General features: G+C 60.4%; 22 protein-coding genes. 4 read left to right on the forward strand and 18 right to left on the reverse strand.

Annotated features, from left to right (window positions below; translation table 11 throughout):
* Positions 1-11: 11 nt before the first annotated feature.
* The 3 genes from SJY33_RS13640 to SJY33_RS13650 form a co-directional block, all read right to left on the reverse strand.
* Positions 12-932 carry a GGDEF domain-containing protein gene (locus tag SJY33_RS13640; RefSeq protein WP_379923323.1) on the reverse strand — a complete coding sequence of 307 codons (921 nt, stop codon included), beginning with the start codon at positions 930-932 and terminating at the stop codon, positions 12-14.
* 280 nt (positions 933-1,212) lie between these two features.
* Positions 1,213-1,908, reverse strand: coding sequence for a helix-turn-helix domain-containing protein (locus SJY33_RS13645; protein ID WP_379923324.1), 696 nt, complete (start codon positions 1,906-1,908; stop codon positions 1,213-1,215).
* Between the two features lie 104 nt (positions 1,909-2,012).
* Positions 2,013-3,299, reverse strand: coding sequence for an aspartate kinase (locus SJY33_RS13650; protein ID WP_379923325.1), 1,287 nt, complete (start codon positions 3,297-3,299; stop codon positions 2,013-2,015).
* Positions 3,300-3,348: 49 nt separating this feature from the next.
* Between SJY33_RS13650 and ubiG the strand changes: the two genes are divergently transcribed.
* Positions 3,349-4,086 carry a bifunctional 2-polyprenyl-6-hydroxyphenol methylase/3-demethylubiquinol 3-O-methyltransferase UbiG gene (gene ubiG / locus SJY33_RS13655; RefSeq protein ID WP_379923326.1) on the forward strand — a complete coding sequence of 246 codons (738 nt, stop codon included), beginning with the start codon at positions 3,349-3,351 and terminating at the stop codon, positions 4,084-4,086.
* On the opposite strand, the gene SJY33_RS13660 is transcribed toward ubiG, so the two are convergent.
* From SJY33_RS13660 to SJY33_RS13670, 3 genes are all read right to left on the reverse strand, one after another.
* Positions 4,083-5,108 carry a glycerophosphodiester phosphodiesterase family protein gene (locus tag SJY33_RS13660; protein ID WP_379923327.1) on the reverse strand — a complete coding sequence of 342 codons (1,026 nt, stop codon included), beginning with the start codon at positions 5,106-5,108 and terminating at the stop codon, positions 4,083-4,085. The genes ubiG and SJY33_RS13660 overlap by 4 nt on opposite strands.
* On the reverse strand, positions 5,087-5,431 hold the full coding sequence (locus SJY33_RS13665) for an arsenate reductase (RefSeq protein ID WP_379923328.1): 345 nt from the start codon (positions 5,429-5,431) through the stop codon (positions 5,087-5,089). Before SJY33_RS13665 ends, SJY33_RS13660 begins: the two co-directional genes overlap by 22 nt.
* 148 nt (positions 5,432-5,579) lie before the next feature.
* Positions 5,580-5,861, reverse strand: a complete 282-nt coding sequence (locus SJY33_RS13670; RefSeq protein WP_379923329.1) for an I78 family peptidase inhibitor — start codon at positions 5,859-5,861, stop codon at positions 5,580-5,582.
* Positions 5,862-6,200: 339 nt separating this feature from the next.
* On the opposite strand from SJY33_RS13670, the gene SJY33_RS13675 reads away from it, so the two are divergent.
* Positions 6,201-6,785 carry a hypothetical protein gene (locus tag SJY33_RS13675; protein WP_379923330.1) on the forward strand — a complete coding sequence of 195 codons (585 nt, stop codon included), beginning with the start codon at positions 6,201-6,203 and terminating at the stop codon, positions 6,783-6,785.
* Positions 6,786-6,794: 9 nt separating this feature from the next.
* Here the strand turns inward: SJY33_RS13675 and SJY33_RS13680 are convergent, their stop codons facing one another.
* The 4 genes from SJY33_RS13680 to SJY33_RS13695 all read right to left on the reverse strand — a co-directional run bounded on the left by SJY33_RS13680 (position 6,795) and on the right by SJY33_RS13695 (position 13,309).
* Entirely contained in the window at positions 6,795-8,294 is a 1,500-nt protein-coding gene (locus SJY33_RS13680; RefSeq protein WP_379923331.1) for a tryptophan halogenase family protein, read from the reverse strand.
* An 11-nt stretch (positions 8,295-8,305) separates the two neighbouring features.
* Positions 8,306-9,337 (reverse strand): cupin-like domain-containing protein, encoded by a 1,032-nt coding sequence (locus SJY33_RS13685; RefSeq protein WP_379923332.1) that lies wholly within the window; start codon positions 9,335-9,337, stop codon positions 8,306-8,308.
* A complete protein-coding gene (locus SJY33_RS13690; RefSeq protein ID WP_379923333.1) occupies positions 9,334-10,071 on the reverse strand; it encodes a SapC family protein in 738 nt (245 codons plus the stop codon). Before SJY33_RS13690 ends, SJY33_RS13685 begins: the two co-directional genes overlap by 4 nt.
* A gap of 103 nt (positions 10,072-10,174) precedes the next feature.
* Positions 10,175-13,309, reverse strand: a complete 3,135-nt coding sequence (locus SJY33_RS13695) for a TonB-dependent receptor (RefSeq protein ID WP_379923334.1) — start codon at positions 13,307-13,309, stop codon at positions 10,175-10,177.
* 453 nt (positions 13,310-13,762) lie between these two features.
* On the opposite strand from SJY33_RS13695, the gene SJY33_RS13700 reads away from it, so the two are divergent.
* Complete coding sequence (locus tag SJY33_RS13700; protein ID WP_379923596.1) at positions 13,763-13,840, forward strand: GntR family transcriptional regulator; 78 nt, start codon at positions 13,763-13,765, stop codon at positions 13,838-13,840.
* 948 nt (positions 13,841-14,788) lie between these two features.
* On the opposite strand, the gene ruvC is transcribed toward SJY33_RS13700, so the two are convergent.
* Together ruvC and SJY33_RS13710 are read right to left on the reverse strand one after the other, a co-directional pair.
* Positions 14,789-15,262: a crossover junction endodeoxyribonuclease RuvC gene (gene ruvC / locus SJY33_RS13705; protein WP_379923335.1), complete on the reverse strand. Its 474-nt coding sequence runs from the start codon at positions 15,260-15,262 to the stop codon at positions 14,789-14,791.
* A 93-nt stretch (positions 15,263-15,355) separates the two neighbouring features.
* A complete protein-coding gene (locus tag SJY33_RS13710) occupies positions 15,356-16,099 on the reverse strand; it encodes a YebC/PmpR family DNA-binding transcriptional regulator (protein WP_379923336.1) in 744 nt (247 codons plus the stop codon).
* Between SJY33_RS13710 and SJY33_RS13715 the strand changes: the two genes are divergently transcribed.
* Positions 16,099-16,893 (forward strand): type II CAAX prenyl endopeptidase Rce1 family protein, encoded by a 795-nt coding sequence (locus tag SJY33_RS13715; protein WP_379923337.1) that lies wholly within the window; start codon positions 16,099-16,101, stop codon positions 16,891-16,893. The two genes, SJY33_RS13710 and SJY33_RS13715, sit on opposite strands and share 1 nt — an antisense overlap.
* A 7-nt stretch (positions 16,894-16,900) precedes the next feature.
* Here the strand turns inward: SJY33_RS13715 and SJY33_RS13720 are convergent, their stop codons facing one another.
* The 6 genes from SJY33_RS13720 to SJY33_RS13745 all read right to left on the reverse strand — a co-directional run bounded on the left by SJY33_RS13720 (position 16,901) and on the right by SJY33_RS13745 (position 22,614).
* Entirely contained in the window at positions 16,901-17,248 is a 348-nt protein-coding gene (locus SJY33_RS13720) for a heavy metal-binding domain-containing protein (protein ID WP_379923338.1), read from the reverse strand.
* Between the two features lie 201 nt (positions 17,249-17,449).
* Positions 17,450-18,433, reverse strand: a complete 984-nt coding sequence (locus SJY33_RS13725) for a hypothetical protein (RefSeq protein WP_379923339.1) — start codon at positions 18,431-18,433, stop codon at positions 17,450-17,452.
* Between the two features lie 980 nt (positions 18,434-19,413).
* Positions 19,414-19,974 carry a sugar transferase gene (locus tag SJY33_RS13730; protein ID WP_379923597.1) on the reverse strand — a complete coding sequence of 187 codons (561 nt, stop codon included), beginning with the start codon at positions 19,972-19,974 and terminating at the stop codon, positions 19,414-19,416.
* 2 nt (positions 19,975-19,976) lie between these two features.
* Complete coding sequence (locus tag SJY33_RS13735; RefSeq protein ID WP_379923340.1) at positions 19,977-20,885, reverse strand: NAD-dependent epimerase/dehydratase family protein; 909 nt, start codon at positions 20,883-20,885, stop codon at positions 19,977-19,979.
* Between the two features lie 8 nt (positions 20,886-20,893).
* Complete coding sequence (locus tag SJY33_RS13740) at positions 20,894-21,892, reverse strand: ATP-grasp domain-containing protein (RefSeq protein ID WP_379923341.1); 999 nt, start codon at positions 21,890-21,892, stop codon at positions 20,894-20,896.
* Positions 21,889-22,614, reverse strand: coding sequence for a metallophosphoesterase family protein (locus SJY33_RS13745; protein WP_379923342.1), 726 nt, complete (start codon positions 22,612-22,614; stop codon positions 21,889-21,891). The genes SJY33_RS13740 and SJY33_RS13745 overlap by 4 nt, the downstream gene beginning before the upstream one ends.
* Positions 22,615-22,624 lie beyond the last annotated feature (10 nt).

Raw genomic sequence — 22,624 nt, forward strand, 5'->3', positions numbered from 1 at the left:
TTAGCGAGGTGTCAGGCTGCGCGCCGGTGTCCTGCGACAGCCACCTGGCGCCCTCCACCAGCACGCGCCAGCACCAGCCCGAGTTCGGCTTCGCGCAGGGTCCAATCTACAGTGCATTCGACCCGAGCGAGCCCTGCGCTCGCGGTCAAATGCGTGCCTTTTGACCGCGCATGGTTCGAAGCAGGAGAAGCGAGACCAGCAAATGTGGCAACCACATCCTCGCACCACTCGCGTGCGCTGCGCGAAGTCATCTCTGGCAAAAGCACGGCAAACCGTTCACCGTCCAACTGGGCCAATTCATGCCCGCTCAGCGCCATTGTTTCGAGAAACTTGGCAAAGCCCCACAAGACCTCGTCCGCTGTGCGCTGGCCGTAACGCATCATCAGGGCCCGCATGGAATCAACGGCGAAGACCGCTATCATTTGACCGCCTCCGTGGGCGAGATGCCGTCTCAATGTGGCACAGAAGGCCTGCCGATTGGCGAGACCAGTCAAGGGATCGGTTACTGCGCGAGCGTGCAATTCACCTTCCAGGCTGCGGACCTGCTGCACGGAACGCATCAAGCACATGGCACCATCGGCTATGCCCCTTGAATCGCACATTGGCCGCAAGCTTAGCGCGTACCACCGCGCGCAATGGCCGGAGCTTGATGAATTACAGCCGGCGCTTTCGTTCACGGGGAACTCCGCCCAGCCAGTCTGTGGGCGTCCCGCCAGAACTGCCGCTACGTGCTCTCCAAGGTAGGCAGCGTGATCTCGTGCCGCCAAATCGGTGATGTGGGGAAGCAGCAATGCTCCGGCAAAATCGAACCCTAGCTCGGCGATATTCGCCGAAGCGTGGATGATGAAGCCATGCCGGTCGATCCTGATGACGATATCGCCCGACGTTTCCTCTAACAGACCATGCAGCACATGACCTTCGACGTCACTCAAACCAATTCTCATACCGACAGTGCCCCAGCGGTCCAACGGAAAAACCCGGTGACGCGCCCTCAGTCAGATTTACTTAGTAACTAACCCGATGTGATTGGCAGGAAACTATCCCTAGTATACCCGAGTATAAATCATCATTTTGTTAGTTACGTAAACATACCGGACTAAATAACGAATCATCTCCAGTTTTCGTTTACCATATTTTTCATATGGGACAGGCTATCTAATAGGTATCTGACGTATTAGGCATCATATTCTCAGCGTTGGAACGCGATTTTGCTTATAATTCGATCATGATCTTTACGGACTGGGGCGTGGTTCCACAGGCGGCTGCAATGCGATCGCGGCATTCTGCGATTGTAGCCCTGATTTCGTTGTTTTGTTCTGGGCCGGCTGCAAGCGTATCGGGTGTCACGCCCAGCGCGTCGGCAATCGCGGCAACCCGTTCAGGCAGGGGACGGGCTTTGCCTTTTTCCCATGCCCAGACGGTGGGTTTGCTCACGCCAAGCGTTGCAGCGAGGTCAGCTAATGTAAGACCCGCCTCGCGCCGCAACCGGTTCAGCCGTGGTCCCAGCAATTCACCGGACACTGCCGGAGCTTCTATTCTCACAGCCTGCTTCGTTTCGCGTGGGGCCAGCCCCCGCAATTGCGCTGCGGCCAGCGCGGCGGGGCCGATAGCCTGCTCGAACGCGCAGCCGTAAAGCCGCTCGCTTCGCCATACGACTACCGCAGTAACCGCACCTGCTTCAGGAAGATCGAGCGCAAGCTGTTCGCCTTCAGCAAGGCTCAGTTCGGTCTCGATCAAAAGTCCGGCGGCCGAGATGTTGTGAATGGTAACGTTAGCCTCGCCCGCACCCGCAACAAAACCGCTGGTTTCGAGCCGCAAAGCCCTGCGCTGTGCGCTGCGTTCGGAGTTGGTGTTGGATAGCTTAAAACCGCGTGATGACAATGTATCGAGATGGGCCTTGATGGCCATGGTATGCGCCCTTTCGCTCCCACATGGAGAGGAAAGACAATCCGGCCGAAAAGGTTAAGACTGTATCACCAACAATGGTTAACTTCGATAAGGCGGGCTGGCTTTCAGTTAACCGCGTCCAATCCGTAAGCGGTGTGCAGCACGCGCACGGCGAGTTCGGTCTCGTCCTCGTCGATCATCACGCTGACCTTGATTTCGCTGGTGGAAATCGCCTGGATGTTGATCCCGCGGTCCGACAGCGCCCGGAACATCGTGCTGGCGACGCCCGCATGGCTTTTCATGCCGACGCCGACAACGCTGATCTTGGCGATCTTGCTGTCGGTGATGATGCGGTTGAAGCCGATTTCGCCGCGGCGGTCTTCCAGCAGCGCCTGCGCGCGGGCCAGATCGGACTGCGGCACGGTGAAGGTCACATCGGTCTCGCCCTTGTCGCGGCCGACGTTCTGGATGATCATGTCGACATTGATCGAGGCCGCGGCGAGCGGTTCGAAGATGTTGGCGACCGCGCCGGGCCGGTCGGGCACGCGGGTGAGGATCACCTTGGCCTCGTTCTTGTCATGCGCGATGCCGGTCACAAGCTGGCGTTCCATCAGGCCATTCTCCACCAATTCGTCCATTTCAGCTTCCGAAACGATCATCGTTCCGGGCAGATCATCGGCGGGCGGGGCACCTTCGCCGATAAAGCTCGACAAGACCTGCACCCGCACCCTTTCCTTCATCGCGAGCCCGACGCTGCGGGTCTGGAGCACCTTGGCGCCCACCGATGCAAGTTCGAGCATCTCTTCGTAGGTCACCGCCTTCTGCTTGCGCGCCTTGGCGACGATGCGCGGATCGGTGGTGTAGACGCCGTCGACATCGGTGTAGATGTCGCAGCGGTCCGCGCCGATTGCTGCTGCAACCGCAACCGCCGAGGTATCGGACCCGCCGCGGCCCAGCGTGGTGACGCGGTTATCCTCGGAAACGCCCTGAAAGCCCGGAATCACCGCAATCTCGCCTGCGTGGAGCGAGGCGATCAGCGCCGGTGCGTCGATCATGTCGATCCGCGCCTTGGCATGGGCCTCGATCGTCTGGATCGGCAGCTGCCAGCCCAGCCAGCTCCGCGCCTTGCAGCCCAGCGCCTGCAACGTCAGCGCCAGCAGCCCGCTGGTGACCTGTTCGCCGCTGGCGACGACCACGTCATACTCGGCGGGATCGTAGAGCGGATTGGCCTCGCGGCAGAAGTTGACGAGGCGATCGGTCTCGCCCGCCATCGCGCTGACGACCACGGCGACCGAATCGCGGGTGCCATCGGGTTTCACCGCGGCCTGCGCGCGCACGAGATTGGCGACCCGGCGGATCCGCTCCGTCCCGGCCATCGACGTGCCACCGAATTTCATCACGATGCGGGCCAAGATGCAGCTCCTGCTGGTGAGTGTTCGCGGGCGCTGTTAAGGGGCGTTCATGGGAAACGCAAACGTATCGAATGTAACTATCCGTCCCGAGGAAGCCGATTTCTTCAGCAAGCTGGCGCAGGACTGGTGGAACCCGAAGGGCAAGATGGCTTCGCTGCACCAGGTCAACCCGGTGCGCATGGCATTCATCCGGGACGCGATCGATGCGCACTGGCCGGGTGCGGCGACGCAAGCCAAGCCGCTGGCAGGCAAGGCGGTGCTCGATATCGGCTGCGGGGCGGGTCTCGCCAGCGAGCCGCTGGCACGGCTGGGCGGCGCTGTCACCGGCGTCGATGCGGCGGCGCAGAACGTTGCTGCCGCCAGCGCCCATGCAGAGGGCATGGGGCTCGATATCCGTTACATGGCGGGGGAGGTCGCGGGCCTCGACATCGGCACTTTCGATCTGGTGATCTGCGTCGAGGTGATCGAGCATGTCGCCGACAAGCGGGCGTTTCTTCGCGATGTCGTTGCGCGGTTGTCGCCGGGTGGTCTGCTGGTCATGTCGACCCCCAACCGCACCGCGGCAAGCCGCGTGCTGCTGGTCGGCGCGGCCGAAGCGGTCGGCTATGTGCCACGCGGCACGCATCACTGGGAGGATTTCATCACCCCTGATGAATTCGAAAACCTGCTTGTCAATGCGGGGCTGACGGTGACCGCCACCCGAGGGATCGCCTGGCGACCGGGCAAGGGGCTGCACCTGTCCGATGACAAGTCGTTGAATTATATCCTGAGCGCCCGGCGCGCCTAAGGGCAGGTGCGGCTCTTCAAGCCCCCGTCGGAGAACACCCCGGCGACCCCTGCAGCGCGCAGCATTTCCGCCAGCCGCACATCGCCGCAGCCCCGGCCCTTGGGATCGTCGCCGGTCCGCAAGCCCGCGGGCAGAAACTCGTTCTCGGGCCGCACCGTCCAGGCGTGCACCGCCAGCCCCGCTGCCCTGGCATCGGCCACCAGTGCCGTAGGCGCGCCGTCGGGCGAGAGCACCAGCGCGATGTGCGCGCCGATGGCGTCGGCATATTTGGCGACCTCGGCCAGCCCGGTCGGCGTGACCATCTCGGCGTAGCGCATCGCGGGCTCATCCGCGGGGCCGCCCAGCGGCGCCATCAATTGCACCAGCTTGAAGCCGGCCCCGCGCTGCTTAAGCCGCTGCAAGGGCGCGATTTCGAAGCTCTGGATGAAGATCGGGTCGGCAGGCTTGATCCCCAGCGTGCGCAATTCGCCGAGCAGCAGGTCGACCATGTCGATGCCTGAATCCTGCAGCAAAAACTCAGGGTGCTTCAACTCGGGATAGAGCCCGATCCGCCGGCCAGTGGCCGCTTCCTTGGCGCGCACCAGTTTCACGATCTCGGCGAAGGTCGGCACCTGATAGAGCCCGTCGAACCGCGCATTGGCGGGCCGCAGCGTGGGAATCCGTTCCTTGGCGCGCAGGGTGCGCAATTCGGCCAGAGTAAAGTCTTCGGCGAACCAGCCGGCGACCTTCTGCCCATCGATGGTCTTGTCGCGCCGGCGATCCTCGAACTCCTCGCGGGTCGCCACATCGGTCGTGCCCGACAACTCGTTTTCGTGGCGCGACACCAGCACCAGATCCTTGGTCGCGACCAGATCGGGCTCGATGTAATCCGCGCCCTGATCGATTGCGAGTTCATAGGCGGTGAGCGTGTGTTCGGGACGGTCGGCACTGGCGCCGCGGTGGGCGATGACCAGCATGTCCTGCGCCGCCACCGGAATGGGCGCCAGCGCAAGCGCGACAATCAAAGCAAGGTTGCGGACCATTCGTCTTCCTTGAAACCGACCAGAATTCCGTGCGCGTGTTCCACGATAGGCCGCTTGATGATGCTGGGCTGCTGAACCATCAAAACGACAGCTGTGTGACTGTCCGCCACCAGCGTCTTGTCGGCGTCGGACAGCTTGCGGAACGTGGTGCCCTTACGGTTCAGCACCGTATCGAGCCCCGCCGCCGCGATCCACGCTTTGATTCTGGGGGGATTGGCGCCTTCCTTTTTGAAGTCGTGGAAGGTGTAGGCGAGGCCGTTCCGGTCGAGCCAGGCGCGGGCTTTCTTCACCGTATCGCAATTGGGGATGCCGTAGAGGTTCATGTTACGCGTTGATATCCTGATTGATTATTCTGCTCTTTGAGGGGGCGAAACCGCAAGCATGATTGCCCGCGGCATATGGCTGCTTTGCAAGCTACTTACCAAAAAGCAGACGTTCAACTAGCGACCACAAAGCGGTCATGACGCATCTTTAGTAGCAGCCAATATGCTGGATCTTTCCGTTTTCATTGACTGAGATGTTGATCCGGCCCGTGCTGAGATTTGCGATTATTTTGTCTCCCGGTGAAATCCACCGGATTTCCTGAGCGTTGGCCAACCGCTGCTCGATCGCCTCTCGGGTTAGCTGGTCAGCAATTCGCCATACAAATTCGCGGATTGGCTTCGCACCGCAGGTATCAAGTCGCTGCGCTCTTGCGATTACCCTCTCGCCATCGCTCTGGCAGCCAGCGAGAAGGCTGGCTGCGCCAAACATCGCTGCAAATGCACCAAGCCGACGATTTGTCACGTTCTACATCTCAGCGATGTAGCGCTGCCGAATAAATGGCAGGCTTCCACCCAGCTTTAGTCATAAAACTCGGCCGATTGGCGATCTGAAAAGCCGAATGGCGGCTCTCGGTTAAATCAGTCGTTCGATCTGGCTATCGCCAACGACCAAGTCTGATTCGCGAGCTGTCGCCGCTCAGCTTGGAGCTCCAATGGCGACTTTCCAAGGCTTCTGGAAGGCGTTGTCAGAGCAAATGCACTGGTTGGTAATGTACTGAAGGTACGGCGAATAAGCCTGAGAGTTGTCGGCAGGAGCCTGCTCCTGAGATTGACCATTGCTCTCCTCATCTGGAGGCGGACTGGACCAGCTTTCCGCAACCGCGATCCAATCAACCTCTCGCCCCACCGCGCCTACCCCAACATCCCAAAAGTCTGGGCCGGATGCTTGTGGCTGATGATTTTTGGCAGTTCATCTATCTCGGCCAAGATCTTCACCAATAGCTGCGAGCCGCTCGGCTTTACAAAAATTTGTGTATGGCTGCCGTCAAGCCATCAAATTGATTATGTTCTAATCCAACCCTGCCTTTTGCAGGCAAACCGGGGGTTAAGGAGCTTGAGTATCGCAGACACGTTCAAGCGGTTTCTCGGCATTCTTGAAGTCAACAATGCCCAAGCGATTTTGGATCGCTACGGGGAAATCACCTGTGCGCTCAACAAAAAGTCCCGCGACACTGAGGCGAAGACAGCGAACATGCTGCAAGTGGGCACCTATGGCCGACTAGGTAGGCTTGCAGAAATCCTTCTGGCTTACGGTCGTGTGCGAGGTTTACATTCTTTTGTATGCCCTTCGCGGCGAAAGCGACCAGTGCCATGCCTGAAAAAAGTCCGGTTTTGCCTAGTCAGTAAGGCCTGAAGGTCGCTATCACGCTGCAACCAGCGCGGTGTACTGATCGAGGAATTGCTGGTGGGTCGGTAGCGCCGCCACCTGCTGACCGATCCCGCGTTCCAGTTCCGCGAGCGACTGCCGGAGCCGGTCCCGTCCGATCATCTGGCCCAGCTTGTGGTAGCCTTCAGGCGCCAGCCCCTGCCCCAGCATGACCTGCACCCAGGAATCGACCCGGAACAGCTCGTCACTAGCCTGAAAGGCCGTCGCGCTTTCGCGAAACAGTTCGATGCGTGCCGCCAGCGTATCGGGCAGCTCGAGCGCGCGGCAGGCGTCCCAGAACGGCTCGCCTTCGCGGCCGTTCAAATGGTAATGCAGGATGATAAAGTCCCGGATACCTTCCAGCTCTGCGCGGGAGAGCGCGTTGTAGCGGTCAGCCAGCGCTTCGGTGACGCCATTGAAGGGGAACAGCTGCATCAATCGCGTCACCGCGATCATGATCAGGTGAATGCTGGTTGATTCGAGCGGTTCGACAAACCCCGACGACAGCCCCATCGCGATGCAATTGCGGTTCCACGCCTTGCGGCGCGTGCCGGTGCGAAAGCGGATCAGGCGCGGCTGCGTCAACATCTCCCCTTCGAGCCGCTGCGCCAGTCGTTCGAGCGCGGCATCGTCGGACAGGTGCGCGCTCGCATAGACCAGCCCGTTGCCGACCCGGCGCTGAAGCGGGATCTGCCATTGCCAGCCCGCATCATGCGCGATGGCCCGCGTATAGGGGCGCGCAGGGCCGGTGGCAGCGGTCTGCACGGCCAGCGCGCGGTCGGTCGAGAGCCAGTGGGTCCAATCCTCGAACCCGGTTTCGAGCGCCTCCTCGATCAGCAGCCCGTGAAAGCCGGTGCAGTCGATGAACAGGTCACCTTCGATCACCGCCCCCGAATCCAGCACAAGCGCGGCAATGTCGCCGCTGAGGCCGTCACGGCGAACTTCAGTGATCCGCCCTTCGGTTCTCACCGCGCCGAATTTCGTGGCGAAATCGCGCAAGAACAGTCCGTAGGCCGTGGCATCAAGATGGTAGGCGTAGTTGAGCGGGACATTCCCGCCGGTGCGGAACTTGCCCGCCAGCGCGGCTTGGGTTTCGAGGCTGTAATCGCCAATCGGACCGGCCACGCCCAACGCCTGCGCTTCGAGCCAGATATGCTGGAAATCGGCCATCCAAGTCGAACGTCCGGTTGACCCGAAGGAGTGAAAATAGCGCTCCCCTTCCCGCGCCCAGTTCTCGAACGAAATACCCAGCTTGAAGCTCGCCCCGGTGGCGCGCACGAAATCGGCCTCGGACAACCCCAGTATCTCGTGAAACCGCCGCGCGGTCGGGATGGTGCTTTCGCCGACGCCGACCGTCCCGATCGCGTCGGACTCGACCAGCTCGATGGCGAGCATAGATCCCAGATTCTTGGCGAGCGCGGCTGCCACGGTCCACCCCGCGGTGCCGCCGCCGGCGATGACCACCTTCCTGACCGGCTTGCCGTGTGACGATGCCATGCCCTTGTCCTTCAACGATTGAGCCGGTTCAGCAGCTGGGCCCTGAGCCGCCGCGCTGTCATGGGATCGAGCGCCGCCAGCGGTCCGCGCGCGTGCTGCGGAAGATGGGCGCGCGCCGCATCATTATCGCCAAACACGTAGTAGTCGAAAACTTCGCGCCAGGCCGCTTTCTCCCCCGCCGGACGATCACGCAAGCTCAGCAGCGCGTGCAGCAGCGTGGTCTGGGGCGTGTCGATGTGGGCCGGAACCGGATTCCACCAGTAGTTCGCCAGCACATTGAAGGACGCGAGTGCGTCAACCTGATGCCACCACATCGCAGGGTAATAGAGGACATCGCCCGGCGCGAGATCGGCGATGATCGCCGCCTCCATTGCATCGGCAAAGCGCGGGAAACGGGCCAGATCGGGCGCGGCCAGATCGACCATGGTCACGACCTGTCCGGCGGGCGTCGGCTCGAGCGGGCCCGGGTAAAGGTTGGCGATCTGATCGGGCGGGAACAGCGTGAACCGCCGTTTGCCTACCAGGCAGCAGGCCAGATTATGCGAGATGTCGTAATGCGCTGCCGCGGTGGTGCGATTGCCGATCCAGATGCTGGCGAGTGTCGGCTTGTGCGCAAAATCGGGGTGGTCCAGCGCCAGGTCGTTATCGTTACGAAAGCCCGGCAGGAAGTAGTCGATATCGGTCGATCCGACATAGACCGCTGGCGCCTCGGCATCGGCGGACGATGCGATCAGCCCGTTGAGCACTTCGCCCAGCGGGGCGCGGGACGACCGGAAATTGAACGATGCGACATCCTGATCATAGTGAAACCGGCCCCCGATTTCCGCCGGACCGGTGTAGACCGTGACAGGGGTGTCGCCAGCGAATTGCCGCAGGTAATCGGCCGCCTGCGCTTCGCCTTCGCGTCCGGCGGAAACCATGGGCCAATGCGCCGCAGCGCCTTCGATCACCACCGGCTGTTGGCCGGCAAACAGATCGGCATAGGGGATGGCAGCAGGATCGATGCCGCTCAGCCGCTTGGCAGCGCGACCCCAGCCGCTCATGCCGCAGCGGTTCCTGGCGCCGCTGCAAGCCGAGCACTTTTTCGGTCGACCAGGCGCTGCAGGTTTCCGAGCGATGCAGCGATCATGAAGGCCGATTGCAGGAAGCCGCTGCGATGGAGCGTCGCCAATTCTTCGCCCGTCAGGCCCGCCAACCGCTCGCGGTCGATCGTGTGTGCATCGGAAATGGCATAGGCGCGGTCGGGTCCGACCCGCAGCTGGAGGTCGAAGGGACGCAGCAATCCAGCCCCGTTCAAGGCCTCGATGAGCGGATCGAGCAAGCGATGGCCCATATAGGCCGCCCGCAGCACGCCGAGCAGCTTGTCCAGTGCCGGGGAATTGCCGCCATGCTCAAGAAACAGTGGCGCGCCCTCGGTCAGGGAGATGCGTGGATGATCGAGGTCGATCAGGACCTGCAGATCGCCGTCGCCGCTGTGTGACGACGATGCCGCAATCGCGAACGGACCGCTTTGCAGCAAGGCCGGCACATGGTCGGATTGCCATCGACCGTCGGGGCCCAGGAACAGGTTCTCATCGCGATCCAGCCCCAGCAGCGCGACCGGTCGCAACCGGCCGTCACTATCGGGGCGAAATATGATCGGAAATTCTCGTTGTGCCGGTTCGAACTCGGTGGGGAACACCAACACCTGATTGACGCCATCGCCGAATTCGCGTCCGCCGCGCGTGTTCAGCCGAAGTTCCTGATGATCGATATTGTTGAGCAGAACCTTGGGCATCGGGTCATCCTGCCTCAGACGAAGGCTGATCTCAATGGATGATGGGAGATGAAAGGGGGGACATGGTCATGCCCCCCCGATCGATACATTCGGACGCCACGCGTCAGAAGCGGTAGCGCACCCCGGCAAACAGGCGCGGGTCGAGCTCCTGCGCGAAGAACAGCTGCTTCTCGTCGCGGCCGAACGACCGGATCGGTTCGCTGAGCAGGTTCACCGCTTCCAGCGAGAACGAAAGGTTCGGCGAGAAGTCCCAGGTGACGCTGGCATCGAGCGTGCCGAAGTCGTCAAAGAATACCGGGTTGCGTGCCCCGCCGCGGTTGACCCCGGACAGGAATTTCCCGCGCCAGTTGTAAGCCAATCGCGCCGTGATCCCGTTGGCATCGTAGATCCCGGTGACGTTGTAGCTGTCGGACAGGCCGATCAGTGCAAAGACATCGGTATTGGGATCGGACAAGACGTCCACGTCGACGTCGCCGAAAACCTTTGTCAAGGATCCCGAAACACCAAAGCCGGTTTCGCCGAAGAAGTACTGACCCTGCAATTCGAAGCCGTGGATGTTGCCTTCGCGGTTGTTGATCGGGGTTGCGACATCGAAAACGAACAGCGGATCGGTGTCATTGGCGATCACGTCCCGCTGCGCCAGGATCGTGTCGACGAACGCCTGGTCGAGCTGGCCGTTGGCACCGAGGTTGGCCTCGAACTGCGCCCGGGCGGCCGCCACGTTGCCGTTATTGGCATCGATCAGCGCGGTGAAGGTGAACAGGCTGACATCGCTAAGCACCGCGCCGATATCGTTAATCTGGGCAAGCGCCGCGCCCGACCGGGTCCCGGCTGCACCCGTGGTGGGATCGCGCAGGCCGAACAGGTTCTGTTCTACCTGACCCGTGCCGACAAAGTTCGACACGCTCTTGAAGAAGAACGCGCCCGACACGAAGCTTGCCGGGGCGAAATACCATTCGAGCGAAATGTCGAAGTTGTCCGATACGAGCGGATCGAGATCGGGGTTGCCTTGCGTACCGGCAGCAATGCCGCCCAGCAGGGTCGGGCGATCAGGCCCGTTCGCCGATTGCGACGCGAACAGGTTGCCGAAATCAGGCCGCGCCAGCGTCTTCGAATAGGACACACGCGCAACGACATCATCGACAGGTTCGATCCGGAAATCGATCGAGGGGAGGAGTTCGTTGTATTCACCCGTGCGGGTGATCTCAGCGATGTTGCCGCTCACCACCCGGGTGAAATCATTGTCCGAATCCCACTCGATCCTGAGCGGCTGATCGACCAGCGAGAACGCGGTGGTCTTGGTGTTTTCCCACCGTACACCCGCCACAATATTGGCCGGACGACCGCCGATCGAACCATCCCAGTTGAACTGGGCATAGGTCGACCAGATCTTCTCGCCCACCCGGTCGAATTCATTGCCGGTGATGTTGTTGGGATTGCCCTGCGCTGCGTAGAACGGCTCGAACAGCTGGAACAGGTCGACGGCATTGCCGCGGAACGCTGTCTGGGCATCACCGACCTGATATTTGTCGAACTTGCATGAGAGACAGAATTCCTCAACCAGATTGCCGGCCTGGGCAGCGATATCGCCAACATTGTTGATGCCCCAGTCGCCCAGCGTCTGCTGGGTCTGGGTGCGGGCGCTGGTCATGGTCGAGTCGATGTAACGGGCACCGACATCGAACCGGCTATTCCCGTCGAACTCCCAGGTCAGATCGGCGCTGAGCTGATCGACGACGTGACGCTGGCTCGAAGCGTTGGTCCGCTGGATCTGGGTCCCCAGATCGCCGATATCGAGCACACCATTGTTGTTGCCGCGGTCATCAGCCGTGCCCAGGATGCCGTCATTGCCAGCGCCGCGATCGTTCACCGTGTAACGCTGGATCGGAACCGCACCGGAATAGTCGACCGAATGCCCGTCCACCACCGGCGCACCGAGGCTGAACAGGGTCGAGCTTGCACCATTGGCCGAGTTCGGATCGGAGCGCGAGATCGAGTGGTTGCCATCGAGGCGTAAGGTAAAGCCCGACGCGATCTCCCATTCGGCGTTGAGGCCGTAGGACTGCAGCTCGGTCTTGGTGGCGCGGAACTGCTGCTCGAAGCCCAGATCCTTGGTGCCGTAACCGTCGCCTTCCTCGATGAAGACCGAAGTCGGGACCGCATCGCTGGGATCGAACGTGATGGCATCGAACGGACGGTTGAACCAGTTCGTCTGATCGGTCCGCTGCTCGCTCAGCTTGTTCTGCACATACATCGCATCGGCGGTAAACGTCAGCGTTTCGATCGGACGGAATTGCGCCGTTCCGGCAACATTGATGCGCTCGCGTTCGAACTCCGAGAAGTGGTAGCGGCTGTCGTTGGGCACCGCGACGAGCGTATTGGGATCAGCCGGAGCGCCGGTCACCACCGTGGCCGCACCGCGACCGGGGAAGGACGAGAACGGCGACACGTTCCACGCGTTCGACGTGGCGCTCACCGATTCACTGGTACGTTCCTGATAGGCACCGAACAGCGACACACCGAAGGTGTCATTGGGATCGGTCCAGGTCAGCACGCCCGACAATTCGGGATTGACCGTGAAGTCGGAATTGCTGAGGTCGTACAGCGCCTTGGCGCCGACGCTTCCGCGCAGGCCAGTGCCTGCCGCTTCAAGCGGGCGCGAGGTGACGACGTTGATCGCCGCGCCGATACCGCCGGAAGGGATGGCCGCACGGCCAGTCTTGTAAACCTCGAGCCGCTGCACGCCTTCCGAGGCGAGATTGTTGAAGTCGAACGACCGGCCGGTGGCACGGCTGAAATCGACGTCCTGGTCGCCGCCGACCGCGTTGACGAAGGTGGTGGCGATCTGGCGCCCGTTCACCGTGACAAGGTTGAACGCCGGGCCGAAGCCGCGGACCGTAACCTGCGAACCTTCGCCATTGATGCGGCTGATCGACACGCCGGGAATGCGCTGGAGCGACTCGGCAAGGTTGGTGTCAGGGAAGTCCCCGATATCCTCGGCCGAAATCGCATCGACAACACCAAACGCCTCGCGCTTGATATCCATCGCGCGCTCAAGACTGGCGCGCACGCCGGTGACGAGAATTTCGTTGGTTGGTTCATCCTCGGCGGCATCCTGCGCCGCGGCCGGTGACGCAAAAGCGCCCAACGCCAAGGCCGAAACGCTCGCCGACAGAACAAGGCGACGGCTGACATCAGCCGGCGCAAAACGAACACGATTATAGGACGACGCCCTCATGAAACTTCTCCCTCCCATGTGATGGCATTTGTGCCATTCTGACGGGTAACTGCCGCGCGCCGCTCTTGAGGCGCATGATAGCGCTACCACGAATCCGTTTTTACTCTTGCAGTCACTCAAGTCAATGGATTGATCAGCCCACCGTTGCCCTTGGCACGAAGCGATTAGAACTATCCTAAGTCCGCGTGAAAAAATGCCCGCATTCTGCGGCGAGTGCGACAACCAGCATCCTAAATTCTGGCGGAGGTAGCGTTAACACCCGATGCTAAGGTTACACCAGGCAGGCACTTCTGAGCATCGAGGGCACCGCAAAGGGGCACCTTTGCGTCTTGCTAAGCGCAATTGGTCAGGACAAAATTGCATCATATATTCCGCACCAGCAAAGCAGTCGACGCGCGTTTATCAGGCGTTGGCCGAAACGCTGAGCTGCTTCATGTCTCGAGCTAGTTCAAGCTGGGAGACCGGTTGCCTACCGAGCATGAACTCGCCGCGATGTATGGCATCAGCCGGTCGACCATGCGCGGTCGGTGACCGCCGGCTCTGTCAAAGCAAATGCACACGATTGTTAGGGGTGCACGGGCAGGGCGGGTTGCTGCCCAGACCCAAGAAGCCTGCCAGATCGCCCATCCCAACTTTCAGGATTACTGCTGAAGACGATATCGGACCAGAGCAGCGTTTTACCTTACATCGGCTTTGATCTGATTTAAGGGCAACTTTTGGGTGAAGTGCGCGATCAATCGAGGACCGAGATCGGGGCGCAAAGCCGATTGCGCAATGTGCTGCCTATGATCGGCAGCTTCTGTCAGAAACGGACCTCCAAGGCGGCTAAAATGACCGAACGCCATCGGGTCGACAGCAGTCACTACTGAGATCGGGCCGCTGATGGCGGCTTTGCCGCGGTTCTGAAAAATTGCTGTCGTTCTGGAAGCGACCCCTAAACCGCCGTTCCGGGTCTCAAGTCGCTCGGAGGATGAATTTCATTCTGCCATCAGCGAGCGGCAGCAGTTCGTAGGACCAACTATTCTCGTCAATGAAGCTGCAAGTGGCTCCAAGCCGACACACGTAGCCCAAGCGCTGCTCAATCTCCTCCAAAAACTCGCGTTGACACCTATCAGAGATCCTGATGAGAACGCCGTAAGTGAAGTCAGTCTCGTGGTCGTAATCGCCGACCCTGATGTTTTGGATTTGGGCAGATTGGCAGAGGGACAAGCCAGTCTTGTTCTCGAAATACTCAACAGTCTCATGGCGCTCCTCTGTGCAAGCCGAAAGCGTCAAAGCTGGCAGCAGAGTGTAAGCGGAAAGGCCGAGAAGCTTCATGCCCAACCGTAGCGCGGACCTTGTCCGTTTTCCACCCACATCCGGCCAATCGCATCTGAAGCGAAGGTCCCCGAAAGCGGTCATCCCATCCACCTTTGCGCAGACACTCTTACGGGTGCTCGCAACGGGGCGTACCAGTAGGGTGATCGTGCCTTGCTCCGTTTAAGACCGGGGGGACAGATGCGCATCGGCAATCGCCACGGCGAGTGCATCGGCCGCATCGCTTCCGGCGATGGCGATGCCGGGCAGCAGCACCTTCACCATCGCGGCGACCTGCGCCTTTTCCGCCGCGCCCGTGCCGGTGACGGCTTTCTTCACCAATCGCGCCGCGTGTTCGTTGACTGTCAGCCCTGCCGCGCCGCTGGCGGCCAGCACGGCGCCGCGCGCCTGTGCCAGTTTCAGTGTCGATTGCGGGTTCTTGTTGACGAAGATTTCTTCCGCCGCGGCGCGGGCGGGGGCGTGCTGTGCGATCACCTCGGCCAAGCCCGTGTAAAGAGCGGCCAGCCGTTCGGCCATCGGCGCGGCGGCGCGGGTGGTGATCTGGCCGTTGGCAATGTGGCTGATCCGCGCGCCTTCGCAAACGATCACGCCCCAGCCGGTGGAGGACAAGGACGGGTCGAGGCCGAGGATGATCACGCGGTCACAGCCCGACCCGGAAGCCGAACCGCCACAGCATTGCCACCACGATCGCGGCCCCGAGCATCATCGCCAGCAGCCATTCGCGCTTTTTCAGCCGAGCTTCTCCATCACCTCGTCGGAGATTTCGTAATTGCCCCACACGGTCTGGACATCGTCGTCATCCTCGAGCGCGTCAATCAGCTTGATCAGCGTGCCTGCGGTGTCTTCATCGACATCGACCGTGAGCGAAGGCTTCCAGGCCAGCTTCACATTCTCCGCCTCGCCGAGCACCTTTTCGAGTTCGCCCGCAACGCCGTGCAGCGCCTCGGCCGCGGTCCAGATGGTGTGGCCGTCTTCAGACGATTCCACATCGTCCGCGCCCGCTTCGATCGCGGCTTCGAGCATCTTTTCCTCGTCGCCTGCCGAAGCGGGGTATTCGATCAGGCCCTTGCGTTCGAACCCGTGGCTGACCGAGCCTTCGGAGCCCAGGTTGCCGCCGTTCTTGCTGAACGCGGTGCGGACATTGGTGGCGGTGCGGTTGCGATTGTCGGTCAGGGCCTCGACGATCAGCGCCACGCCGGCCGGGCCGTAGCCTTCATAACGGATTTCCTCGTAATCCTCGCCGCCGGCCATGCTGGCTTTGTCGATCGCGCGCTGGATGTTGTCCTTGGGCATCGACTGCGCCTTGGCGGCGTTGACCGCGAGGCGCAGGCGCGGGTTCATGTCGGGATCGGGCATCCCCATCTTGGCCGCAACGGTGATTTCACGGCTCAGCTTGGAGAACATCGCCGAGCGTTTCTTGTCCTGCGCACCCTTGCGGTGCATGATGTTCTTGAACTTGGAATGGCCTGCCATTGGACGACTTCACCGGTAATGTTGGAAAGATAGAGGCGGGCCTTACCCCGATGGATGCAGGCGACGCAAGGGCGCACGTTGCAGGAGCGATGAGCCCGAGAGCGCGCGTGGGGGATGCGCTGCGCTTCATGGTTCGCCCTAGCTTTGTCGCCCGGCCCACCGCATGGGGCCGCGCGGCGGCGTTGACATTTGCGGTGATCATCGCGCTCGATCTGGCGCTCGATACGCTGGTGGTGATGTTGACTGCGGCGTGGGATGCCAAGGCGGGCTTCCTGCCGCAAACGATCGAGGAGGATATCTCGCTGGCCGAGGATATCTTTGTCTCGCTGCTATTGGCGCCGGTACTGGAAGAGCTGCTGTTTCGCGGCTGGTTGACAGGACGCATCGCGGCACTCCGGTTTGCGGCTTACGGATTTGCAGCATTGGCGCTTTTTGGTGTGAGTTTGTTCCTGCCGCCCGATCTGGCCTCGGGCGTGGGATTCATGGCGGTCGCGGTTGCGCTGGCGGGCTGCGTGCACTGGAGCCTGACCCAGCGCCGCGATCAGACGATTCCGACGTGGTTCACGCAGCATTTCCGGTGGATCGTGTGGGGCTCATCGCTGGTGTTCGGTCTGATCCACCTTGGCAATTACGAACCGCTGAGCCATCCGCTGGGCGTACTGGTTGTGCTGCCCCAGACTATCGGCGGCTTGCTGCTCGCCTACACCCGCACACGTCTGGGGCTCGGCGCGGCGATGGTGCACCACGCCGCTTATAATGCGCTGTTCCTGATCGGGGATTATGGTGCGTGGTGAGCGCCGGTCAGACCCGCACCGCGGTGCCGCTAGCCGATACCATCAGCATCGATCCGCGATCCCCGATGACTTCGTAATCGAGATCGACGCCGACCACGGCGTTGCCACCGCGTGAGGCCGCTTCGGCCTGCAGTTCCTCGATCGCCTGATTGCGCGCATCGGCCAGAATGCGCTCATACGATCCCGAACGCCCGCCCACGATATCGCGGATATTGGCAAACAGATCGCGGAAAAGGTTGGCGCCGACGATCACCTCGCCAGTCACGATGCCCATATATTCCTGGATCGGGCGACCTTCGAGCGTGGGGGTGGTGCTGACGATCACGCCGCGCGCATCTTTCCAAGGGGAAACCATACGATACCTCTCTCCTAACTGTCTTAGGATGTTAACACAGCAAGCGCGCAAATCAATGACAGTCGATCCCGAATTCGGTGCACCAAGGGCGACTTGATCGCTTCATTCGGTCCGATAGCAGGCGTCCCATCAGACGAGCCAGCCTAACGTCTTGCAGCCCTCTCACATGGATCAAACCACATGCATGGTCCGTTACGCGCCCTAGACGGGAATACCACAATTGACTGCCGGAATGGCTCCGGTTCCCGTGCCTACCCGTATTCGCAGGGCGCCTTGCCGATCCTGATCGCCTGCGAGTTCATTCAGAAACTCTTCGAGGTTCGTGTAGCCATCGCCGTCCCCATCGGCATTGGGATCGGACAGCCCCGTTGCGGCTTCCCAGCCATCGTCAATGCCGTCGCTATCTGCATCCGCGTAGGGTGTTCCACCTGCAAGCGCCGGCCATCCGCCAACCTCGGTCGGGGAATCGATGATCCGTCCCGTGCATCCGAGGAAGTTCATCACAGCACGCCGATCTGAAGAATCGCGGGGCCAAGCACCGGCGTAGGCCAGAATATCTCGCACAGCCTGTTGGGCGTCTGTAACCTGTTCGACCGAAAGAACGCCGATCAAACTGTTGACGGCAAAAGACCAATCCTTCGGATCCAGAAACAGTCGGTCGTCGGCGGAATTCGACTGCCGCCGACCGTCTATATTTCCACTCAGAAACAGTTGAGCGTTTCCGGGAAATGTTGAAAACTCGGTGACGTAGTCTGCACCAAAAACTGGCGCATTCCGCAAGGTCGACGGTCCGTAAGAAACCCAGTTTGCAACGATGTTAGCGCGCCGAACAAGCCCGCTATTCGGATTGCTTTGGTTCCGGAGATTGGAAAAATACTGGTGCGCCTTTTCGCGCATATCGTACGATATTGTATTCACGATATCGATACGAGACCCGGTTCCGGCGTTAGGCATGCGGTCAACCGCGTGCGCCATGTAGACGTGATGCAATGACAGATCACTGCCTTCGACAAAAACGCCCTTTGAATGTTCGCCTTGGATATGGGTGGACCGGCTGAGCCCTTCGTAAATCAAAGACCATTGCAATGTGATCTTGCTTGAAGCTTTGGTCGAGTTGAAGATTTCATCTGTTGCCCACGATAGCGAGACGTGGTCGATGATCGTGTTTTGCGCGGCAGTGTCCACGGTGATTGCATCCGTGGTATCTTGCTTTGGCCCTGATGTCGGTCCGGGTCTTACCCGAATGCCCCGAATGATAAGGTTCGGCGCGCGCAGGAACAGTGGAGAGCCTGTCAGATTGCTGGGGGCGTTGCGGATTGCAATCCCGCCGCCGGGCGCAGTTTGTCCCGCGATGGTCAATTGCCCCGCACTGACATTGAGCTGCGATAGCAGTTCAATGGTGCCGGCGACGCGAAAAATGCAAGTGCGGGGTCCCGTGGCTTCAATGCACGAACGCAGCGATCCCGGCCCTGCATCGGCAAGGCTCGTTACATGGATTGCCCGCCCGCCTCTGCCACCAGTTGCGGCCGCACCAAAGCCTTCAGCGGTCGGGAAAGCCCGCTGCCGTCCGTCAGGAAGCTTGGCGGGATTGAACGCAGAACCTGAACCACCCGGTGTGGGCGTGGGACTTGCCGTGGGGGCTGGCGTTGGATTGGCGGTCGGCGGCTCGGTCGGCCCTGCACCCGAAGGCGGAACAGTGGTAGTCTCACCATCTCCACCACAGCTGCCAAGCATGATGGCCAGCGGCGCAATCAGATATCCAAACGAATAGTGAGCCACTCGCATCCGCGAGCGGTCTCCATTCGCAACCAGTTTTGTGGGGGCGGTCACGGCGACGATACTTTTGATTGTTGGTGTCGTGCTCTCATGGGCCTGCAGACTGACTGAGTAACAGGGGGAGGCGACAAGTTGTGCGGATTTACCGCTATGTCGATGGCTGCTGAACCGGCCGATTTTTGGCCGCTGAAGTCATCCGGTCAGGCTCAAGGACGGCGGATAATTTAACCGGTCTCACGATTGGGTGGCGGCAGCTACGGCTAATCATCTGATCTGGTTTATCTCTCCGGCAAGATACGACCAGAAAGGCGATTGATCGAAAGTCTTTGGAAGGCGCGCCCCCTATCAAAACGCCCTGCGGTGGCGCAAAAGTGGCAGCTGACGCCGGATCACGCCTTGTGATCCCGAATCGTCTCACCGGCGATCATGACCATGAAGGTTGCGAGAACGATTCGCGCATCGAGCATCCATGAACGGTTATCGATGTACCACAGGTCCAGCGCCACCTTCTGTTCGAGCGTGAGCAGCGTGTTGCCATTCACCTGAGACCAACCGGTCAGCCCCGGCCTGACGCTGCAGCGTTTCATTCCGTTGGACCCCAGGTCCCTGATTGTTTCGGGCAATAGCGGCCGTGGTCCGACAAAAGACATATCACCGCGCACAACATTCCAGATACCGGGGAGTTCGTCCAAGCGGGTCCGGCGCAAGATGCTTCCGATGCGGGTGACACGGTCAGCATCGGGAAGGAGACTGCCGGCTTGGTCGCGCGTGTCACGCATCGATCGGAACTTGGTCAGTGCGAAAGGCGTGGTTCCCTTCCCGGCGCGAAGCTGTCTGAACATGACCGGGCGACCTTGTGACACAGCCAAGGCGACCGCCAATACCAGCAATATGGGCAGAAGAGCGATCAGCAAGACCAGTGCGACAAGGCGTTGAACCAGGCTACCCATCGTCAACGAACCGGTTTCCAAGCCGCCGATGCGCGTTCAATCTTCTGGGCTAAGGCGTCAATAAGCATCTCGAGGGGATCGGGCTCGTAACCCATTCCCCGCAAAAGATCGCAGCTGATTGCGGGAAAACCCTGATCTGGGGGAATGGTTGGCTCGCTGTATTGGATGTTGGCCACGCATCCTAAGCGGGCTTCGATCAGTGCGATAATATCGGTCAGGGTGTGGCGTGTTCCTGATGAAAGATTGAATTCCCCTTCAAGCCCCTGCGTTGCGGCTGTCATCAAGCCGCGCACCACACTATCCGCCGTTACAAAATCAGCGCCGAACGAAGGGCTGTGTATCGTGATTGCCTCGCCGCGCATAACTTTGCCGACGAGCCGGGAGATAAGGCCGTCGGCCGTGGCTCCAACTACCGACGAAATGCGCATTGTGGCGCAGCGAATGCCGTCATTAAGACAGCATTCGCGTGCGATGGCTTCCTGCGCAGCCTTGGATGACAAATAAAGTGTTCGCGAAACCGGGCGGATCAATGAACGCTCGTCAGCGATGGAAAGGCGCGAGTCGTAAAAATTGGCAGCTGAAGCCAACACAAGATGCTTCACATCCGCCTTCGCGAGACATTGTATAAAGTGCAAAGTTCCCAGAACATTGATTTGGTACATCGCAAGCGCTGCCGAACTATCGACGGGTGCTGTATCAACCTTGGCAGCCAAATGAACCGCAGTATCTACGCTTCGGAGTGCCTCGGAAACCGCAACATTGTCAGCAGGCGCTGCGAAATCCAGGTATTGATAATCGACCGCACCTTCCAGTTCCGGCGGCAATCGCCGGCCAAGGCACAGCAGACTGTGGCCTGCTCGCATTGCCGCATCCACGAACGACTTGCCGATCTTGCCGGATGCGCCGGTCAATGCGATCCTCACTGCGCAGCTCCGCCAGTTTCGGCGCAGACCTCGGGCGGAAGCAGTTGCTCTTCGAGAAAGCGTACAACGGTGCCCCGCGTGATCGATGGTTGCTCAATCGCTTTACCCAGCAATACCTTTTGCAGGACCATGTGCACTTCGTTGAAACCGAGCAGCGCGCGCATGGGTGTCGTGCCGGAAAACCGCGCGTTGATTTCGAACAGCCGGAACTCTCCGTCAGTGCCGCGGCGAAACTGGAAGTTTGCCGGCCCATAGGGCTGTAGCGCGCTTGCGACCTGCCGGACATAAGCATCGCAATCGGGGTAGTCGGCCGCATACGCCCGGAAGGTGTTGCCATCGCGCAGGTCTCGTCGCAACACGATAGAGGCTGAGACTTCGCCATCGAAGCATATGACCCCTGCGGTATACTCCTCGTGATCGGGGCCAGCCCACTGCTGGACAATCAGACCCTCCCGCCCATGAAGGGCAACAGCCAGGTCTTCACGGCTGTGAACCAAAGACACGCCAATTGAGCGGGCGCCTTGACGCGGCTTTACAATCAACGGGAAACCGTGCGCGGCGACGAGCGTATCGATATCATCGCTCGCTTCCCCAGTTGCTGAATGAGGAAACGGGAGCCTCTGTGCCTCCAGCCACTGAGCCGTTGCCATTTTGTCGTCTGCAATCGCGACAATATCGGGCGAACTGACGACAATTTTTGTGCCGAAACGTGTCTCCCAAATGTCCTTGTTGCGCGAAAAAATGGCCAACTCGACATCGGTGCCGACCAGCACAGCATCGGGACGCTCCGCCTCCAGCAGCGTCTCAATGGCACCGCCATACCTTGGGTCATTTGCCATAGGGATCAGGTGATGCGAATCCGCCCAGTACAGGCCCGGAGACAAAGGATTGGGATCAAGCGCCAGCACGTCGTACTTGCAGGGCGCCATCTTAAGCGATTTGATGATGCCTTGGCCCAGAACGGCCCCGGCTCCGGTAACGGCGACCTTGATCATTGATAGAACCTGCACAGCTGTGATTTGGTTTCCAGCGAAAGCCCACGTGCATGAATAATAGCGGACTGATGGGCACGGGCGTCGAAATCTATGGGCCGGACGCTCACTTGCAGTTTGCCGGAATGGCTTTCGATCATGGTCCATGACGGCTGAGCGCCGCGACCGGAACGTGGCTGCCCCACCGAATCCACGACATGCACTTCGACGCCGTGTTCGTCGCGAAGGAATTTTTCACGATGTAGGTGGCCGAATATTCCGTAACGAAACCCGCGATCGCGCAGTCGTCGCGCCGCAGCGCTCAGCAATTCGTTGTTGCCAAGATAAGTCCAATCACCATACCCGAAGGGATTGGCATGAGCGAACAAGGCTCCGTCCCACGCCCATTCGGAAATCCAGCTTAATTGCTGCGGCCATTCCTCGCCAAGTTCCTGCCAAGTCCATTCGATGGATTCGCGAATCCACTCAGGCAAACGGTCGAAATAGTCTGTGTTCCGGTCGCGCAGATCAATGTATATCTGTTCGTGGTTTCCTCCGATCAGAAAGGCGCCATCGCGATCGATTGCGTCGATTGCTATCTCGCGGCAAGCGGCCGGATCGACGCCGTAGGTGAACAGATCCCCCAACAACAGCAATTGGTCAAAACCTTCTGCGCGTGCCGCTTCCAAGGCGCGCCGGAAAGGAGTGGCGGCTGAATGAACGTCGCTGATGACTGCGATACGCATAATGATCCCT

Origin of the sequence: Erythrobacter sp. R86502 (assembly GCF_042466465.1) — a bacterium.
Taxonomy (GTDB): Bacteria; Pseudomonadota; Alphaproteobacteria; order Sphingomonadales; family Sphingomonadaceae; genus Erythrobacter.

Bases quoted from the DNA above. Each gene is read 5' to 3' on its own strand.
- ubiG (WP_379923326.1), top strand. From the start codon at position 3,349: ATGGGAAACGCAAACGTATCGAATGTAACTATCCGTCCCGAGGAAGCC.
- SJY33_RS13745 (WP_379923342.1), bottom strand. From the start codon at position 22,614: ATGCGTATCGCAGTCATCAGCGACGTTCATTCAGCCGCCACTCCTTTC.
- SJY33_RS13665 (WP_379923328.1), bottom strand. From the start codon at position 5,431: ATGAACCTCTACGGCATCCCCAATTGCGATACGGTGAAGAAAGCCCGC.
- SJY33_RS13670 (WP_379923329.1), bottom strand. From the start codon at position 5,861: ATGTTTGGCGCAGCCAGCCTTCTCGCTGGCTGCCAGAGCGATGGCGAG.
- SJY33_RS13710 (WP_379923336.1), bottom strand. From the start codon at position 16,099: ATGGCAGGCCATTCCAAGTTCAAGAACATCATGCACCGCAAGGGTGCG.
- SJY33_RS13685 (WP_379923332.1), bottom strand. From the start codon at position 9,337: ATGAGCGGCTGGGGTCGCGCTGCCAAGCGGCTGAGCGGCATCGATCCT.
- SJY33_RS13740 (WP_379923341.1), bottom strand. From the start codon at position 21,892: ATGATCAAGGTCGCCGTTACCGGAGCCGGGGCCGTTCTGGGCCAAGGC.
- SJY33_RS13695 (WP_379923334.1), bottom strand. From the start codon at position 13,309: ATGAGGGCGTCGTCCTATAATCGTGTTCGTTTTGCGCCGGCTGATGTC.
- SJY33_RS13660 (WP_379923327.1), bottom strand. From the start codon at position 5,108: ATGGTCCGCAACCTTGCTTTGATTGTCGCGCTTGCGCTGGCGCCCATT.
- SJY33_RS13730 (WP_379923597.1), bottom strand. From the start codon at position 19,974: ATGGGTAGCCTGGTTCAACGCCTTGTCGCACTGGTCTTGCTGATCGCT.
- SJY33_RS13645 (WP_379923324.1), bottom strand. From the start codon at position 1,908: ATGGCCATCAAGGCCCATCTCGATACATTGTCATCACGCGGTTTTAAG.
- SJY33_RS13680 (WP_379923331.1), bottom strand. From the start codon at position 8,294: ATGGCATCGTCACACGGCAAGCCGGTCAGGAAGGTGGTCATCGCCGGC.
- SJY33_RS13720 (WP_379923338.1), bottom strand. From the start codon at position 17,248: ATGGTTTCCCCTTGGAAAGATGCGCGCGGCGTGATCGTCAGCACCACC.
- SJY33_RS13690 (WP_379923333.1), bottom strand. From the start codon at position 10,071: ATGCCCAAGGTTCTGCTCAACAATATCGATCATCAGGAACTTCGGCTG.